This window comes from Paraburkholderia sp. BR14320 (assembly GCF_040948665.1).
In the GTDB taxonomy this organism is placed as follows: domain Bacteria; phylum Pseudomonadota; class Gammaproteobacteria; order Burkholderiales; family Burkholderiaceae; genus Paraburkholderia; species Paraburkholderia youngii.
Genome location: NZ_JBFPKG010000008.1, coordinates 74,385 through 88,907, shown reverse-complemented (window position 1 = coordinate 88,907; position 14,523 = coordinate 74,385). Strand labels below are relative to the sequence as shown.

At 64.8% G+C, this 14,523-nt stretch carries 12 protein-coding genes; 9 read left to right on the top strand and 3 right to left on the bottom strand.

Annotated elements, in window-relative coordinates:
- Positions 1–312 precede the first annotated feature (312 nt).
- Positions 313–1,290: an AAA family ATPase gene (locus AB3X89_RS10870; RefSeq protein ID WP_368583266.1), complete on the bottom strand. Its 978-nt coding sequence runs from the start codon at positions 1,288–1,290 to the stop codon at positions 313–315.
- A gap of 281 nt (positions 1,291–1,571) precedes the next feature.
- Here AB3X89_RS10870 and AB3X89_RS10865 point away from each other — a divergent pair, with 281 nt between their 5' ends.
- Together AB3X89_RS10865 and AB3X89_RS10860 are read left to right on the top strand one after the other, a co-directional pair.
- Positions 1,572–2,132, top strand: a complete 561-nt coding sequence (locus AB3X89_RS10865; protein ID WP_368583265.1) for a hypothetical protein — start codon at positions 1,572–1,574, stop codon at positions 2,130–2,132.
- Positions 2,133–2,186: 54 nt separating this feature from the next.
- Entirely contained in the window at positions 2,187–2,984 is a 798-nt protein-coding gene (locus AB3X89_RS10860) for an endonuclease/exonuclease/phosphatase family protein (RefSeq protein WP_176109779.1), read from the top strand.
- 47 nt (positions 2,985–3,031) lie between these two features.
- On the opposite strand, the gene AB3X89_RS10855 is transcribed toward AB3X89_RS10860, so the two are convergent.
- A complete protein-coding gene (locus AB3X89_RS10855) occupies positions 3,032–3,988 on the bottom strand; it encodes an aldose 1-epimerase (protein WP_368583264.1) in 957 nt (318 codons plus the stop codon).
- A 390-nt stretch (positions 3,989–4,378) separates the two neighbouring features.
- Between AB3X89_RS10855 and AB3X89_RS10850 the strand changes: the two genes are divergently transcribed.
- The 5 genes from AB3X89_RS10850 to AB3X89_RS10830 all read left to right on the top strand — a co-directional run bounded on the left by AB3X89_RS10850 (position 4,379) and on the right by AB3X89_RS10830 (position 10,540).
- A complete protein-coding gene (locus AB3X89_RS10850; RefSeq protein ID WP_368583263.1) occupies positions 4,379–5,431 on the top strand; it encodes a LacI family DNA-binding transcriptional regulator in 1,053 nt (350 codons plus the stop codon).
- A 173-nt stretch (positions 5,432–5,604) separates the two neighbouring features.
- Entirely contained in the window at positions 5,605–6,624 is a 1,020-nt protein-coding gene (locus AB3X89_RS10845) for an ABC transporter substrate-binding protein (protein ID WP_368583262.1), read from the top strand.
- Between the two features lie 325 nt (positions 6,625–6,949).
- Positions 6,950–8,515, top strand: a complete 1,566-nt coding sequence (locus AB3X89_RS10840; protein WP_368583357.1) for a sugar ABC transporter ATP-binding protein — start codon at positions 6,950–6,952, stop codon at positions 8,513–8,515.
- A gap of 64 nt (positions 8,516–8,579) precedes the next feature.
- Positions 8,580–9,560: an ABC transporter permease gene (locus AB3X89_RS10835; RefSeq protein WP_368583356.1), complete on the top strand. Its 981-nt coding sequence runs from the start codon at positions 8,580–8,582 to the stop codon at positions 9,558–9,560.
- 23 nt (positions 9,561–9,583) lie between these two features.
- Positions 9,584–10,540 (top strand): ABC transporter permease, encoded by a 957-nt coding sequence (locus AB3X89_RS10830; protein WP_368583261.1) that lies wholly within the window; start codon positions 9,584–9,586, stop codon positions 10,538–10,540.
- Between the two features lie 187 nt (positions 10,541–10,727).
- Here AB3X89_RS10830 and AB3X89_RS10825 read toward each other — a convergent pair whose 3' ends face one another.
- Complete coding sequence (locus AB3X89_RS10825) at positions 10,728–11,864, bottom strand: hypothetical protein (protein WP_368583355.1); 1,137 nt, start codon at positions 11,862–11,864, stop codon at positions 10,728–10,730.
- A gap of 605 nt (positions 11,865–12,469) precedes the next feature.
- Between AB3X89_RS10825 and AB3X89_RS10820 the strand changes: the two genes are divergently transcribed.
- Together AB3X89_RS10820 and AB3X89_RS10815 are read left to right on the top strand one after the other, a co-directional pair.
- A complete protein-coding gene (locus tag AB3X89_RS10820) occupies positions 12,470–13,240 on the top strand; it encodes a ferredoxin--NADP reductase (RefSeq protein WP_018436901.1) in 771 nt (256 codons plus the stop codon).
- Positions 13,241–13,638: 398 nt separating this feature from the next.
- Positions 13,639–14,523 (top strand): sensor histidine kinase, encoded by an 885-nt coding sequence (locus AB3X89_RS10815; RefSeq protein ID WP_368583260.1) that lies wholly within the window; start codon positions 13,639–13,641, stop codon positions 14,521–14,523.

Below are 14,523 nucleotides of genomic sequence, written 5' to 3'. Positions count from 1 at the left end.
GCCGATGGAAGGAAGACAGGAACGGCACCTCGCCGCCGCGTTCCGTTCATTGTCGAACGTATCTGTCCGCTGGGTCTGCTTATGTCTTTTTATCACCCCCACGGAAAATTGTACGACTCGGTACAGACAGAACTGACAAACGCTCGTGCGCATCGACCAGGTGATGGCGGCCCAAACTGGCTTGATCCGACGATCCACGTCGAAAACAGCAACAATTGCCGTTGCATTCACCACACACATTGTACGAATTGCCGCGACAGCCACCCGAATGACGAAAAGCGGGAGTTTGGTGCAAAAAACCGGCCGAAAACGTCAAAATCCGATCGGTTTTCGCCGGTTTCCGTAGCCGAGCCGGATATCGGCGGGTTCGATCCGGTCGCGTCCCGCGATGCGCGCCGCGCCGAAGCCGTTCAGGATCGCGCGGCGCATCTCGCGCGGCGATGCCCGCTTGAGCGCATCGAGCGTCGCGTCGCCGAGCGTCTCAGGAAAGCGCAGGCCCCAGTTGTGCGCGCCGCGGATTTCGTCGTAGATCGACTGCGCGATGCGTCGCGCGCCGGCGTGGTCCGGCGGCGGGATCTCGTAGACGTTCATGCGGTTCAGGATCGGCTCGGGGATCGCGCGTTCGTCGTTGGCGGTCGCGATCCAGATCACGTTGCCCGCGTTGATCGGAATCTCGGCGAACTCGTCGACGAAGCTCTGGGCGGTGTCGTGTTCGAGTAGCGCGTAGAGCGCACCGAGCGGGTCGTATTGCGAATCGCCGGTCGCCTTGTCGATCTCGTCGACGGCGATCACCGGGTTCGCATAACTGCCGTTCACGAGCGCATCGAACACCTTGCCCGGCTTCGCGTTCTTCCATTGCGACGACGCGCCCGACAAAATCCAGCCCGCCGTCAGCGAACTCATCGCGACGTAGTGGTACGCGGTGCCGAGCAGGCGCGCCAACTGCTTCGCGAAATGCGTCTTGCCGATGCCGGGTTCGCCAAGCAGCAGGATCGGCATCAGTTCGAGCCGATCCTCGGTTTCGAGGCACAGCGCGACCTGCTTGCGAATGTCGTCGAGCGGTGAGGAAAAATTGGGCAGCGCATCGATCAGATCGTCGATCGATGGCATCCGGTTCGGTTTCACGCAGAAGCGCAGATTGCCGGTTTTCAGCATCTTTTCGTAGGTGGCGCGCAGCGCCTCGTTCGCGCCCTCGCCGAGACCGTTCAGCGCGCTTTCGACCTCATCGAGGTCATACACCCGGCTGAACGAGGCCACGGCGATTTCCTGTTTGACCATTGCTGTCGTCATCGCTCACCCCGTCTGGCTGATCCTGCAGCGGCGGCGCCTTGTGAGCGCCGATTCCAGTCCAGTGTAGCGAGGACACAAACGCGTGCAAGCCAGCAGTCGCGCGGCTCTGCTGCTAACCATCGCTGGCATTCCGCGCCTTATCTGGAATGGATTGTTGCTGAACCGGCCCTCGTCGACCGTGTCAGAAATCGTTGCGGCCATCGGGGGTAAGATTGCTCTCTGACCTGCTGCGGCGAGAGGCAAGGCAACCCCGCAACCGACGCGTGAGCGGAGAACCTTTTATGTGGAAAACCAGTATCGTGGCCATGCTGCTTGGCGCTTCGTTGCTCGCCCACGCGCAACAACGGCCGGCGCAGCAGGTCGTGCAATGGCAATTGCAGGTAGTGAAAGATGGCCAGCAGATCGATTCGTTCGACGGCACCACTACCGTCGGCCAGGCGCGCACGGATACGCATCACCAGGTCGTGCAACACAATGTCGGCTGCAAGGACCAGCCGGCCGGCAGCATCGATCTGTCGCGCACGATCACGGTGTCGCCGCTGCGCGTCGATCCCGAGGGCGTGATGTTTTCGATCGACACGCAGGAAACGCTCGAGGACAACAGCGCGGCGCGCACCGACATCGGCTGCAAGCTGCCGCCGCAGCCGCGCCAGGTGAGCGCGAGCCATCCCGGTCTCGTTGTTCCGCCGGATCAATGGGCGAGCTGGACGATCGTCGATCGCAATCCGAACCTCGTGTACCGCGTGCGCGCAAGCGTCGTGAGCAACGGTGCGAATGCCAACGGTACGAATGGCGGCACGAGCGGCAATGGCGCCGCGACTGGCGGCAACAATCCAAACTGACAGGAACCGCGCGCCTGACCAGCGCGCTCAAACAGAACACGTGGATAACGCGGCATGCGAAACCCAGAAGAATTGATCCGCGAGAGCCTCGCGCCGAACGATTTCGTCGCTGTGAGCTGGAACCTGCACAAGGGCCGCACCCCGCTCGGTTTTCAGGCCTGGCAGGCGATGCAGCGCTGGGTTCAATCGACTCACGCGGACGCGTACTTCCTGCAGGAAGCGATGGCGCGGCGCATGCCGTCGCCGGTATTGGCAAGCAGTTTCGGCGCACCGATGGACGATCCACTGACCGACGTCTGGCACTGTCAGGCAACCGAAATCGCGCGCGCGCTCGAACTCGAAGTCGCGCTCGGCCCGAACGTGTTCAAGCCTTCGTGGCGGCACGGCAATGCAATTCTTTCGCCGCATCCGCTGGATCTCGGCGGCCGCTGGGACATTTCCGCGCATCGCTTCGAGAAGCGCGGCCTGCTGGTCGCGCGTGCGACGTTCGGCGGGCGGCTCGTCACGCTGCTGTGCGCGCATCTCGCGCTGACGCGTCCGGCTCGCTTGCGGCAGATGAACTGGATCGCGCACTGGATCGCGAAGGAAGCCCCGGACGGTCCGCTCGTGCTGGCCGGCGACTTCAACGATTGGCGCAACGACTCGGTGCCGCTCTTTCGCGAGCACGGCTTGCAGGAAGTCGCGACGCTGCTTGGCGAACCGGCGCGCACGTTCCCGGCGTTCTCGCCCGCGCTGTCGCTCGACAAGATGTTCGTGCGCGGCATGCAGCCGGTCGAATGGATCCAGCCGACGCAGGAGACCGCGTGGCTGTCGGATCATTTGCCGTATATGGCGAAGTTGCGGCTGGAGTAAACGTTTTCGGTCATTGCGCTTTCGCCGACGGAAAGCGCGTGCCCCCATCACTCGCGATGCGGTGTCCAGCTCAACGCCGCTTCGATCTCTTCCCCCGGCTGCAACACGCAGCCGCCGACGTGCTCTTGTGTACCAACTGCATTGAAGCAATCGGTCGTATTCGTGACCGGCTCCACGCATAGCTGCGGATCGTTGGCCGGCGCGAACACGACCAGGTGATCGAACGGCGCTTCGGCACGCATCGTCAGCTTGCGGCGCTCGTCGGGCCACGCGATCGTCGCCACGCGCGACCAGTTCGAAAAGTTGTTGTCGAGAGCGAACGCGTCGGGCGCCATGCCCGCGCGCAGCGCGTCGACGGCCGGATGCGGGCCGAGGTGCGTCGGCAGCACATCGGTGTCGGCGTGCCACATCGCCTGCACGTCGGCATGGATGCGCGTCGCCGCGGTGCGCGGATAGTACGGGTGATGGCCCATGCCGAACGGCATCGGCCGATCGGCGAGATTCCGCGCGGACATCGTGATGTGGAGCGCGCCGCCGCGCAACTCGATACGCTGCCGCGCGCGATAGCGAAACGGCCAGTCGCCGGTCACGCTCGCATCGGGCTCGTGCTCGAAGTGCAAGTCCACCGCGCTTTCACTGCGCGCGCCGACGCGCCACGGACGACGCCACGCGTTGCCATGCAGCGCGTGGGCAAAATGCGGATCGTTGCCGCCGAGATCGATGGTCGCGCCGTCGAACGCGAAGCGCGAATCGCGAATCCGGTTGCAGTAGGGGAATAGCGGGAAGCTCGCCATGCGCAGCGGATCGCGCGCTTCGAACGCTTCCGGCAGCGCCGGCCGCAGCCAGTGCAACGGACCTTCCGGCGTGACCTCGTAGAACGCCGCGAGCGCGCCGCCAATGTCCGGCGCGAGCACCGCGCGCAATGCGCCGGCGGACAATGTAACGAGGCGCGCGGCGATCGCGGGATCGTCGAGCCACGACAGCTGCGCCGCCGATCGGGTCACGGCATATGCCTCGCGCGGCGGGGCAGGATTCAGGGAAACGTCGCGCATAGTCAGACGAGGCGAAACCGCGAGCGGAAAGCGGCAACAGGAACGTGCATTCATATCTCCTTTGATGTGCCGCGCACCCCGCGGCCGGCGCACTACGGCAGTCGCCCCGAGCGAGAATCGCACGACACCACACCAATGGTCAATATTATTAGTAATAACGTCGCTCAAAAACGGCCGGTAACGGAGCGTAAGCTCAATTCCCAAATGGCGGGTTAGCGCGCGTTGCCGCGCGCATATTATTAGTGGTACCGTCAGCAGCATGATGCCACTGGCATTCCCCTGCTTCAGCGCCGCCTCAACGCGGCCCGCACAATGAAAAAATCGACTCAACGCCGTCCCACCATGACCGACATCGCCAAGCTCACCGGCGTGTCGCAATCCACCGTCTCGCTCGTGCTCAACAACGCGGCCGGCGCGAAATTCTCCGAGACAACCCGCAACAAGGTGCTGAAAGCCGCGCACGACCTCGGCTATCGGCTGTCGCTGCGCGAACCGGTCGCGGCATCGAGCGACGAGCGCAATCTGATCGTCTATCTGGCCGACGAAATCTCGACGAGCCCTCATCCTGTCGTCAACATCGACGGCGCGCGCGACGCTGCATACGCGAGCGGCAAGATGCTCGCGGTCTACTCGACGCACGGCAACGCCGACATCGAAAAGCAGGTACTCGATACTGTTCTCACCAATCCGCACGTATTCGGCGTGATCTACGCGACCGTCTATACGCGCAAGGTCGCGCCGCCGGCCGCGCTGTCGCAGGTGCCGACCGTGCTGCTGAACTGCTACACCGGCGACACCACGTTTTCGTCGGTGGTGCCGGCCGAGGTCGCGGGCGGCCATCTGGCGACCGAGTATCTGCTGCAAGCCGGCCACCGGCGCATCGGCTACATCAACGGCGAGCCGTGGCAGGACGCCGCGAAAGACCGGCTGAAGGGCTACCGCACCGCGCTCGCGACCGCCGATCTGCCGTTCGCGCCCGAGTTGGTGCGCGACGGCGACTGGAGCTCGGGCCTCGGCTTCGAGCTAACGCTGTCGCTGATGCGCGAAGCCAATCCACCCACCGCGATCTTCTGCGCGAACGACCTGACCGCGATCGGCGCGATCGAGGCGCTCAAGCAGCTCGGTCTGCGCGTGCCCGAGGACGTGTCGGTGCTCGGCTACGACGACCAGGAAATCGCGCGTCACACACACCCGCCGCTGTCGACGGTGGTGCTGCCCAACTACGAACTCGGCCGCTGGGCCGTCGAGACGCTGCGGCAGGAAGAGCACAACCGCGCGGCCGGCGCACCGGTGCGCCATCGCACGGTGAAGCTCGACGGACCACTGGTCGAACGCGCCTCGGTCAGGGTAATTACCGAGGCGAAACCGGCGACAATTAATATTATTAGTGATTGACCGATAATAATTCCGAGTGGAATAATCGGCACGTCGGGTCGGGAAGAACGCGCACCGGTGGGTCATAGCCAACCGCATCCTCGCCGTCGAAACAGCGCCGGGTCCCCGGCTGGGCAAAAGACAATCCCGAGCAGCACAAAAAATACACCGTCCACCGGTTACTGGAGGAAGACATGGCGTCGCTCATTACGCAGTCGCGCATGCACGCGCGCAAGCAGCAGATTCGTCCGCTCGCAGCTTCGCTGCTGGCTCTGGCAATCGGTGTCGGCGCGGTGGCCGCGCATGCCGACGACGCGTTGCCGAAGCTCGCGACCAAGACCCCGTTGAAGGTCGGCTTCGCGCAGACCGAAAGCAACAACCCGTGGCGTCTCGCGGAAACCAGGAGCTTCAAGGACATCGCCGCGAAGTGCGGCTGGCAGATCGTGATGACCGACGCCAACGGCTCCAACTCCAAACAGGTCTCCGACATTCAAAGCATGATCGCCCAGCACGTCGATCTGCTGGTATTCCCGCCTCGTGAAGAAAAACCGCTCGCGCCGGTCGTGCTGCAGGCGAAGAAGGCCGGCATTCCGGTGATCCTCGTCGACCGCAACGTCGACCAGTCAGTCGCGAAGGCGGGCCGCGACTACATCACGTTCATCGGCTCGGACTTCATCGATCAGGGTCACCGCGCCGCCGAATGGCTGGTCAAGGCGACGGGCGGCAAGGCGAAGATCATCGAACTGGAAGGCACGACGGGTGCGTCGGCCGCGAACGATCGTAAGAAGGGCTTCGACGAAGTGATCGCGAAGAATCCCGGCATGACGATCATCGCGTCGCAAAGCGGCGACTTCGCGCGCGACACCGGCCGCAAGGTGATGGAAACGCTGTTGCAGGCGCATCCGGACGTGACCGCCGTGTACGCGCACAACGACGAAATGGCGCTCGGCGCGATCGCCGCGATCAAGGCGGCCGGCAAGCAGCCGGGCAAGGACATCCAGATCGTCACGATCGACGGCACCAAGGGCGGCATGGACGCGATCGCGGCGGGCGAGCTCGGCGCGAGCGTGCAGTCGAGCCCGTTCTTCGGTCCGCTCGCGTGCGACGTCGCGCAGCGCTATGCGAAGGGCGAAAAAATCCCGACCTGGGTCAAGGTATCCGACCGCTTCTACGACAAGGAAAACGTGCAGCAGAACATGCAGTACGGCTATTGATCGCAAGCATCGGGATGTGCCCCGGGGCGGTATGTTCCCGGGCACTCCCTTCAGCGTTGTAGCAGGAAGTCACCCGCCTTCTATGAATGTCTCCTCGTCGGGCGGGTGGCCGGAAGGCTTCGAAGCGACGCGCCCGTGACCGACGGACCGTCGCTTCGCTTTTATGCGGGCGTAACATGGGCCGGGCGCGCTGGAGCGGCTTGACCGCGTCGCCAGCAACAGCGCAGTCGGCAATATCGGCAGCATCCGCATCAGGAGAACTCCCGTGACGGAATCTGGCAAAGAGACGCCACCCTCCCCCCATTCCCGTTCGCCGCTGCTCGAGATGCAGGACATCGGCATCAGCTTCGGCGGCGTGCCCGCGTTGCGCGGCGCGAATCTGAGCGTGGCAGCCGGCGAAGTGCACGCACTGATCGGCCAGAACGGCGCCGGCAAATCGACAATGATCAAGATCCTGACCGGCGCCTATCGGCGCGGCTCGGGCAGCGTGCGGTTCGAAGGCCGCGAGGTCGATTTCCGCACGCCGAAGCAGGCGCGCGAAGCGGGCATCAGCACGATCTACCAGGAGATCAACCTGGTGCCGTTCCGCTCGGTCGCGGAAAACATCTTTCTGGGCCGCGAGCCGCGCCGCTTCGGTCTGATCGACTGGCGCACGGTGCAGCAGCGCGCGGCCGCGCTGCTCGATTCGTTCGGTTTGCAGATCGACGTGAAAAAGCCGGTCGGCCGATACTCGACCGCGATCCAGCAGATGGTGGCGCTTGCGCGCGCGGTTTCGTCGGACGCGAAGATGGTGATCATGGATGAGTCGACGTCGTCGCTCGACGAGCGCGAAGTCGAGCTGCTGTTTACCGTCGTGCGCAAGCTGCGCGACGACGGCCGCGCGGTGATCTTCGTGTCGCACCGGCTCGACGAGTTGTACGCGCTGTGCGATCGCGTGACCGTGATGCGCGACGGCCAGACGGTCGCGCAAAGCACGATGGCCGAGATGGACAAGCTGCAGCTCGTCACCACGATGCTCGGCCGCTCGCTCGCCGCGGTCGTGCAGGACGAGCCGGCCGCGCGCGAAGCGAATCTCGCGAAGCGCGGCAAGCAGGTGATCGGCGCTACGCAGCTCGGCGCGCCGCCAAAGGTCAACCGCGTATCGCTCGACGTGCACGCGGGCGAGGCGGTGGGTCTGGCCGGCCTGCTTGGCTCGGGCCGCACCGAAACGATGCGGCTGATGTTCGGCGCCGATCCGCTGGCGCAAGGCTCGCTCGCGATCGACGGCGAGACGGTCGCGCTGAAATCGCCGCAGGACGCTATCGCGCGCGGCCTCGCGTACCTGACCGAAGACCGCAAGGGCGAAGGCATCGTCCCCGAACTGTCGGTGCGCGACAACCTGACGCTGGTCTGCCTGCGCACGCTTGCGAAAAACGGCATCGTCGACGTGAAGAAGCAGCAGGCGATCGTCGATCGCTTCATCGCGTCGCTCGGCATCAAGCTGCGCTCGGCCGATCAGCCGATCCGCGAACTGTCAGGCGGCAATCAGCAGAAAGTGCTGCTCGCGCGCTGGCTTGCGGCCGAACCCGCGCTGCTGCTGCTCGACGAGCCGACGCGCGGCATCGACGTCGGCGCGAAAGCCGACGTCGCGAAGATCGTGCGCGAGTTGCGCGACGCGGGGCTCGCGGTGCTGCTGTCGGCCTCCGAGCTCGAAGAGCTGACCGCGGTCGCCGACCGTGCGGTGGTGATCCGCGACGGCCGCACGGTCGCCGAACTGAACGGAGCCGAGATGAGCGAGACCGCGATCATGGATGCGATCGCCTACGGCAGCGAGGGCCAATCGGCGCTCGCGCAAGCCGCGCGATCGGCACACATCGAAGACGCGCTGGAGGGCGACCGTCATGGCGCTTAAGCTGCATTCCAATCCGCTGCGCGGCGAGGCGCCGGGCGCCGCTGCGTCGGGCGCCGACACCAACATGATGCAATCGACCGATACGCCGCCCGCACGGTCCGCGAGCACCGTGCAGAAGTGGCGCCATCTCGCGATGCAGCGCGAAGTGATCGTGCTGCTCGCGATGGTGCTGTTCAACCTGATCTTCACTCCGCACTTCTGGTCGCTGCAGACCTTCAACGTGAACATGACGCAGGTCGTGACGATCGTGATCGTCGGCATCGGCATGACGCTGGTCGTGGCGACCGGCGGCATCGATTTGTCGGTGGGCGCGTCGATGGCGATTGCGGGCGCGCTCGCGCCGATGCTGTTCCTCAACATCGCGGGACCGCTCGGCATCGCGCTCGCGTTCGTGCTGCCGGTGTTGGCGGCCGCCCTGTGCGGTGTGTTCAACGGCCTGCTCATCACGCGATTATCGGTGCAGCCGATCGTCGCGACGCTCGTGCTGTTCATCGCCGGACGCGGCATCGCGCAGGTCGTCACCGACGGCAGCCTGCAAGCGTTCAACACGCCAGCCTTTCAATGGATCGCGCTCGGCAAGATCGCGGGCGTGCCGTTCCAGGTGCTGCTGATGCTCGCGCTGGTCGGCGTATTCGTGTGGGTCGTGCGCAAGACGCTGTTCGGCCAGTATCTGCTGATCACCGGCGGCAACGAGAAAGCCGCGTATCTGTGCGGCGTGCCGACCGCTGCCGTCAAGATGATCGCGTACACGCTGTGCGCGGCGCTCGCGGGCCTCGCGGGGCTGATCTCGATCTCGGTGAATTCGTCGTCGGACGCGAACGTCGTGGGGCTGGGCGTCGAACTCGATGCGATCGCGGCGGTCGCGGTCGGCGGTACCGCGCTGACGGGTGGCAAGGCGTATATCGGCGGCACGCTGATCGGCGCGCTGATCATCCAGTTGCTGCGCTATACGCTGCTCGCGCACGGCATTCCCGATGCGGCCGCGCTCGTCGTGAAGGCCGGCATCATCGTCGCGGCGGTTTATGTCCAGCGGCGCTCGCGCTGACAACCTTTTGCGGATCCGATGCGATGAAAAAGAATCTTCCCATCCTGCTCGCGCTCGCGGCGCTCGTCGTCTTTGGCCTCGTGCGCTATGACCACTTCGGCTCGGCGTACAACATCACATCGTTCTGGCGCTACAACTCGATGTTCGCGCTGATCTCGATCGGCATGGCCTTCGTGATCATCACGGGCGGTATCGATCTGTCGGTTGGCACGGTCGCAGCGCTCGCGAGCGTGGTCGCCGCGCTGACGAGCGTCTACGGCGGCTGGGTCGCGGTGCTGGCGGGCTGCGTGGCCGGCCTCGCGGTCGGCGTGCTGAACGGCATCATCATCACGCGGCTCAAGATCCTGCCGTTCATCGTCACGCTCGCGACGAGCCTCGGCGCGCACGGCGTCGCGCTGTTGCTGGGCAAGAACGACGCGGTCTCGATCGCGGCCGATTCGAACTTCGGCAACTTCGGTCAGGGCGACCTGTTTGGATTACCGATTCCGGGACTGGTCGCACTGGTCGCCGCGGTGGCCGGCTGGCTCGCGCTGCGCAGCACGCGCTTCGGGCGGCACTCGCTCGCGATCGGCGGCAGCGAAGAGGCCGCGCGGCTGATGGGGCTGAACGTCGACCGCACGCTGGTGATGGCCTATGCGGTCAGCGGGCTGCTCGCCGGCATGGCGGGCGTGATTCTCGCCGCGCAGTTCGGCGCGGGGCAGCCGAACGAAGGCGTCGGCTGGGAGCTGTTCGCGATCTCGGCGGTCGTGCTCGGTGGCACGCTGCTGACCGGCGGCGAAGGTTCCGTCGCGATGACGATCGCCGGCGTGCTGCTGCTCGGCCTCGTGTTCAATCTGCTGAACTTCGAGAACGGGCTCGGCTTCATCAGTCTATCCGCGTACTGGCAATCGGTGATTCGCGGCGTGTTCCTGCTCCTCGTGATCGTGCTGCAGGCGCGCGTGTTGAAACAGCGTGGAAAAAGGCGGGCGGCGGCGGCGTGAGCAAGCGGCACCCGCGAATTGGCGTCATCGATGCCATCGGACAGATTTTCCTTATTTGACTGAGGCTTGCCGCTACAATCGCCGCCCCCGACTTATATCTGTGTACCGATAGACCCGCCGTGAAACCGTGTGACCGTGACGTGTCCCCGACGCGTCAGGACGTCCCCGATCGTCGTCCTCGGTTTCCTTATTGATTGTTCGTGCGCAACGTCCAGACCGTCGCGGTGTTGGTGGCGTCGTCCACCGCCGTGAACTGCAGGTGGCGGTTGCTATCGAGGCCGAAGGCGAGGCCGAACGCCGAGCCCGGCGAAGGATCGACCTGCAATTGGGCGACGAATTGTCCGTCGACGGTGAACTCGACGATTTCGCTGGGCTGATTCGGGTCGGGGTTGACCGCGTCGCCGTTTGCGGTGACGAGATGCCCGTTGGGTGCGAGTGCCAGCGCAAGCGGACCGTGCAGGTGCTTGTTGTCCTGGTAAATCATCCGGCCGACGCCGCCATCGTGATTCGCGCCCGCGGCGCCATAGATGGCGAACACCGCGTTGTCACCTGTCGAGGCGACGTACAGCACGTCATGCGTTGGGTCGTATGCCAGTCCGGTCGGGCCGACCACCAGTGCCGCCGGATCGGTGCGGTGCAGATAGCCTGACGCGATGATGGTGGAGCTGGGCAGCATCTGAACGCCGTTCTCCCCGATCGCAAGATCGATCCGCGCGACCTTTCCGTTCAGCACATCGGAGACGAAGACCCGGACGAATTGCCCCCCGTCGATCACGGTGAGATCCCAGGGGCCGTCCAGCAGCTTCTTATCTTTCAGTTCCGTGACGAGCCCGCCTTGCGGATTGATGACGAGCAGCGAGCCCGGTGGGACGACGTTCTTGCCATCCGTTGTCGGCACATTGCCCACCAGCACGAAGCCACTTCGAAGCACCGCGAGCGCCGTCGTGAGACCGAGATTGCTTCCCTGAAAGAAGGTCACCGGATTGCTATTGGACACGAGCTTGACGATCGTCGTGCCGGTTCCCTGCAGGTTCGACTGCGCATTGAAGTTCGACACCACCACATCGCCGGGTTTGAGCGTGCTCCAGGACGGCACGCCGAACGGCACGAACGCCATGCCATACGGATTGACATCCCCGTTGGACGGAACGGTCGACGAGGTCACGGACTGCGGCGGCAAAATCACCTGCTGCGCCTCGGCCCTGACCGCCCCCAACGATAAAACCAGCAGACCGGCTCGACACACCGCACGACGTAAGCGGCGCGATGCGCGTGCCCGTATCACCAATCCGGTGAAGTCTGCATATGAACCGAATGCAGACATCGCACGAGAAGTTTCCATTTGACACCTCCTACTCGCAGGGGCGGTCGCAGCCGCCAGGACGAGTCGCGCAGCCCACCGCACTGCCTTGCTTCGCGCGACTCGCGTCCTGCGTAAACGAGGTGACGTCAGGCGTATTCCCCCAAAAATCGCGCCGTGCAACCGGTAGCCGAACGCGAGGCGATCCCGATGGCGCCGGGACGGTTCCGCCCCATTTGCCAGCCTTACTAGCAAGGTCAATGCTGCAGCGCACGCCGCGTTTGGGTATCATCTTGAAATTGTTGCCCACGCGGCGCGTTGCTTTCACGCCTGCCGGACAGCCAATGGCAGCCGCCCTGCGCGGCGTTCGCCGAATCGCCGTACCCCGCTGAAGCACGGCCGCACTCACGCCAACGTACTTCGCGGCGCCAGCAAGCCGGCGCCGCCGCTTCCCGGTTTGGCAACCCGCTTTACCACGCTCGAGCGCCGCGCTGCGGCCCCGCCCGGCGGGCACGGTAAAATGCTGGATTGCGCGGGAGTCCCGACCACGGATCAGCGCAGCATCGCCCTTGCCGTGCCGGCCGGCTCAGACGACTGGCCGCCTTTGTTTTCGCACTATCCAAGAAGCCATGAGCAACCTGAATTCACAAACCGTCCTGAGCGTCCATCACTGGACCGATACGCTTTTCAGCTTCACCTGCACGCGCGATCCGTCGTTCCGCTTCGAAAACGGCCAGTTCACGATGGTCGGCCTGCAGGTCGACGGCAAGCCGCTGCTGCGCGCCTACAGCCTCGCGAGTGCGAACTACGAAGAACACCTCGAATTTCTCAGCATCAAGGTGCAGGATGGTCCGCTCACGTCGCGTCTGCAGCATCTGAAGGTCGGCGACGAAGTGCTGATCGGCAAGAAGCCGGTCGGCACGCTGGTGGCCGATAACCTGCTGCCGGGCAAGACGCTGTGGCTGCTGTCCACGGGCACGGGCCTCGCGCCGTTCATGTCGATCATCAAGGATCCGGACATTTACGACCGCTACGAGCGCGTGGTGCTCACGCACACCTGCCGTTTCGTCGACGAACTCGCGTACAAGGAATACATCACCGAGCACCTGCCGGCGCATGAACACCTCGGCGAGCTCGTGCAGGAAAAGCTGCTGTACTACCCGACCGTCACGCGCGAAGCGTTCCAGAACCGCGGCCGCATCACCGAGCTGATCGAAACCGAAAAGCTGTTCGCCGACCTCGGCGTGCCGGGTTTCTCGCTCGAGAACGACCGCGTCATGCTGTGCGGCAGCCCGCACATGCTGCGCGACACGCGCAAGCTGCTCGAAGACGCCGGTTTCAAGGAAGGCAGCAACAACGAGCCTGGTCATTACGTGGTCGAAAAGGCCTTCGTCGGCTAAACCGTCATTCCCTCTCGCGGCCCACGCGCCGCGAATTCCACAAAAGGAGCCTCCGGGCTCCTTTTTTGTTGCTCCGTTACAAATTGCCCCCCGCTAAATCACCTTCGCTGTCAGAATTCCTCTGACACGGCGGGCGCATGACAAACATCAAGTAATTTCTACAAACCGCGCGCTAACCCTTGGTGCGACTGCTTTTTTAATCTTTTTGGGATATCATCGCGCCGCGAGATCAGGCGAATTCATGCACTGAACATCGTCAACCCGAGTTGTTACTGAATGTAAATTTCGTTACGTTGGGCCATCGTGTTTCGTCCGACGCGAAACCTCGTGATTCGCAGGCGCTGATTTCGTCTGCGCGCCCGCTTCGCTGTCCACTCCGCTTCCTGAGAGGGAAATTCATGGATACGTCGACTGCCGTCCCGTTCAACGCTGCGCTGGCCTCGGCCGCCCAGCGTGATGGCTTCGACATGCCGTCGCACGCCGCGCGCGAGATCGAGCGGCTGCGCGCGCGGGTGCGCGAGCTGTCGGCCGAACTGGTCGACGCGCAGGAAAGCGTACGCCGCCACGTCGCGCGCGAGTTGCACGACGGCGTCGGCGCCGAGCTGACCGCGACGCGCTTCGCGCTCGCCGGCATCGAAACCTGGCTGCCCGCCGACGCGCCGCCGCAATGCGCGGCCGCGCTGGCAGTCGCGAACCGTTCGCTCGACGCCGTGCACGCGGCGAGCCGCGAGGCCATCGCGCAACTGCACGCGCCGTCGTTCGAGACGGGCCTCGCCGGCGCACTGAAGTGCTGGGTGCGCGACTTCTCCACGCGCACCGGCTTGCGCACCACCTTCGCCTGCACCGACGACGCGCGCCTTGCGCGCCTGCCCGCCGATGCCGCGCTCGCCGTGTTCCGCGCCGCGCAGGAAGCACTGAACAACGTCGCGAAGCACGCACGCGCGAGTTGCGCCGATGTGCGCATCGAAACGGGTACGCGTCATCTGAGGCTCATCGTCAGCGACGACGGCATCGGCCTGCCGCGCGGCGCGCGCGAACGCGGTGGCCAGAAAGAACCAGGCGCTCATTTCGGCCTCGCCGGCATGCAGGCGCGCTGCGCCGCATTCGACGGCACGTTGCGGGTCGGCGCGCGGCGCGCGCGGGTTGGTCGCGGCGAGGACGGCGGCACTCGCAGCAACGGCGCCGTCGCCCCGCGCGGCACCTTGATCCAGGCCCGCTTCGCGTGGCACGCGCTGTTGGCAGCCACCGCCTCGCGCGCCGCCCGGCGCGCGCTGCAATCGTGA

Bases quoted from the DNA above. Each gene is read 5' to 3' on its own strand.
- AB3X89_RS10860 (WP_176109779.1), top strand. From the start codon at position 2,187: ATGCGAAACCCAGAAGAATTGATCCGCGAGAGCCTCGCGCCGAACGAT.
- AB3X89_RS10830 (WP_368583261.1), top strand. From the start codon at position 9,584: ATGAAAAAGAATCTTCCCATCCTGCTCGCGCTCGCGGCGCTCGTCGTC.
- AB3X89_RS10840 (WP_368583357.1), top strand. From the start codon at position 6,950: ATGCAGGACATCGGCATCAGCTTCGGCGGCGTGCCCGCGTTGCGCGGC.
- AB3X89_RS10825 (WP_368583355.1), bottom strand. From the start codon at position 11,864: ATGTCTGCATTCGGTTCATATGCAGACTTCACCGGATTGGTGATACGG.
- AB3X89_RS10850 (WP_368583263.1), top strand. From the start codon at position 4,379: ATGACCGACATCGCCAAGCTCACCGGCGTGTCGCAATCCACCGTCTCG.
- AB3X89_RS10845 (WP_368583262.1), top strand. From the start codon at position 5,605: ATGGCGTCGCTCATTACGCAGTCGCGCATGCACGCGCGCAAGCAGCAG.
- AB3X89_RS10815 (WP_368583260.1), top strand. From the start codon at position 13,639: ATGGATACGTCGACTGCCGTCCCGTTCAACGCTGCGCTGGCCTCGGCC.
- AB3X89_RS10870 (WP_368583266.1), bottom strand. From the start codon at position 1,290: ATGACGACAGCAATGGTCAAACAGGAAATCGCCGTGGCCTCGTTCAGC.
- AB3X89_RS10820 (WP_018436901.1), top strand. From the start codon at position 12,470: ATGAGCAACCTGAATTCACAAACCGTCCTGAGCGTCCATCACTGGACC.
- AB3X89_RS10835 (WP_368583356.1), top strand. From the start codon at position 8,580: ATGATGCAATCGACCGATACGCCGCCCGCACGGTCCGCGAGCACCGTG.
- AB3X89_RS10865 (WP_368583265.1), top strand. From the start codon at position 1,572: ATGTGGAAAACCAGTATCGTGGCCATGCTGCTTGGCGCTTCGTTGCTC.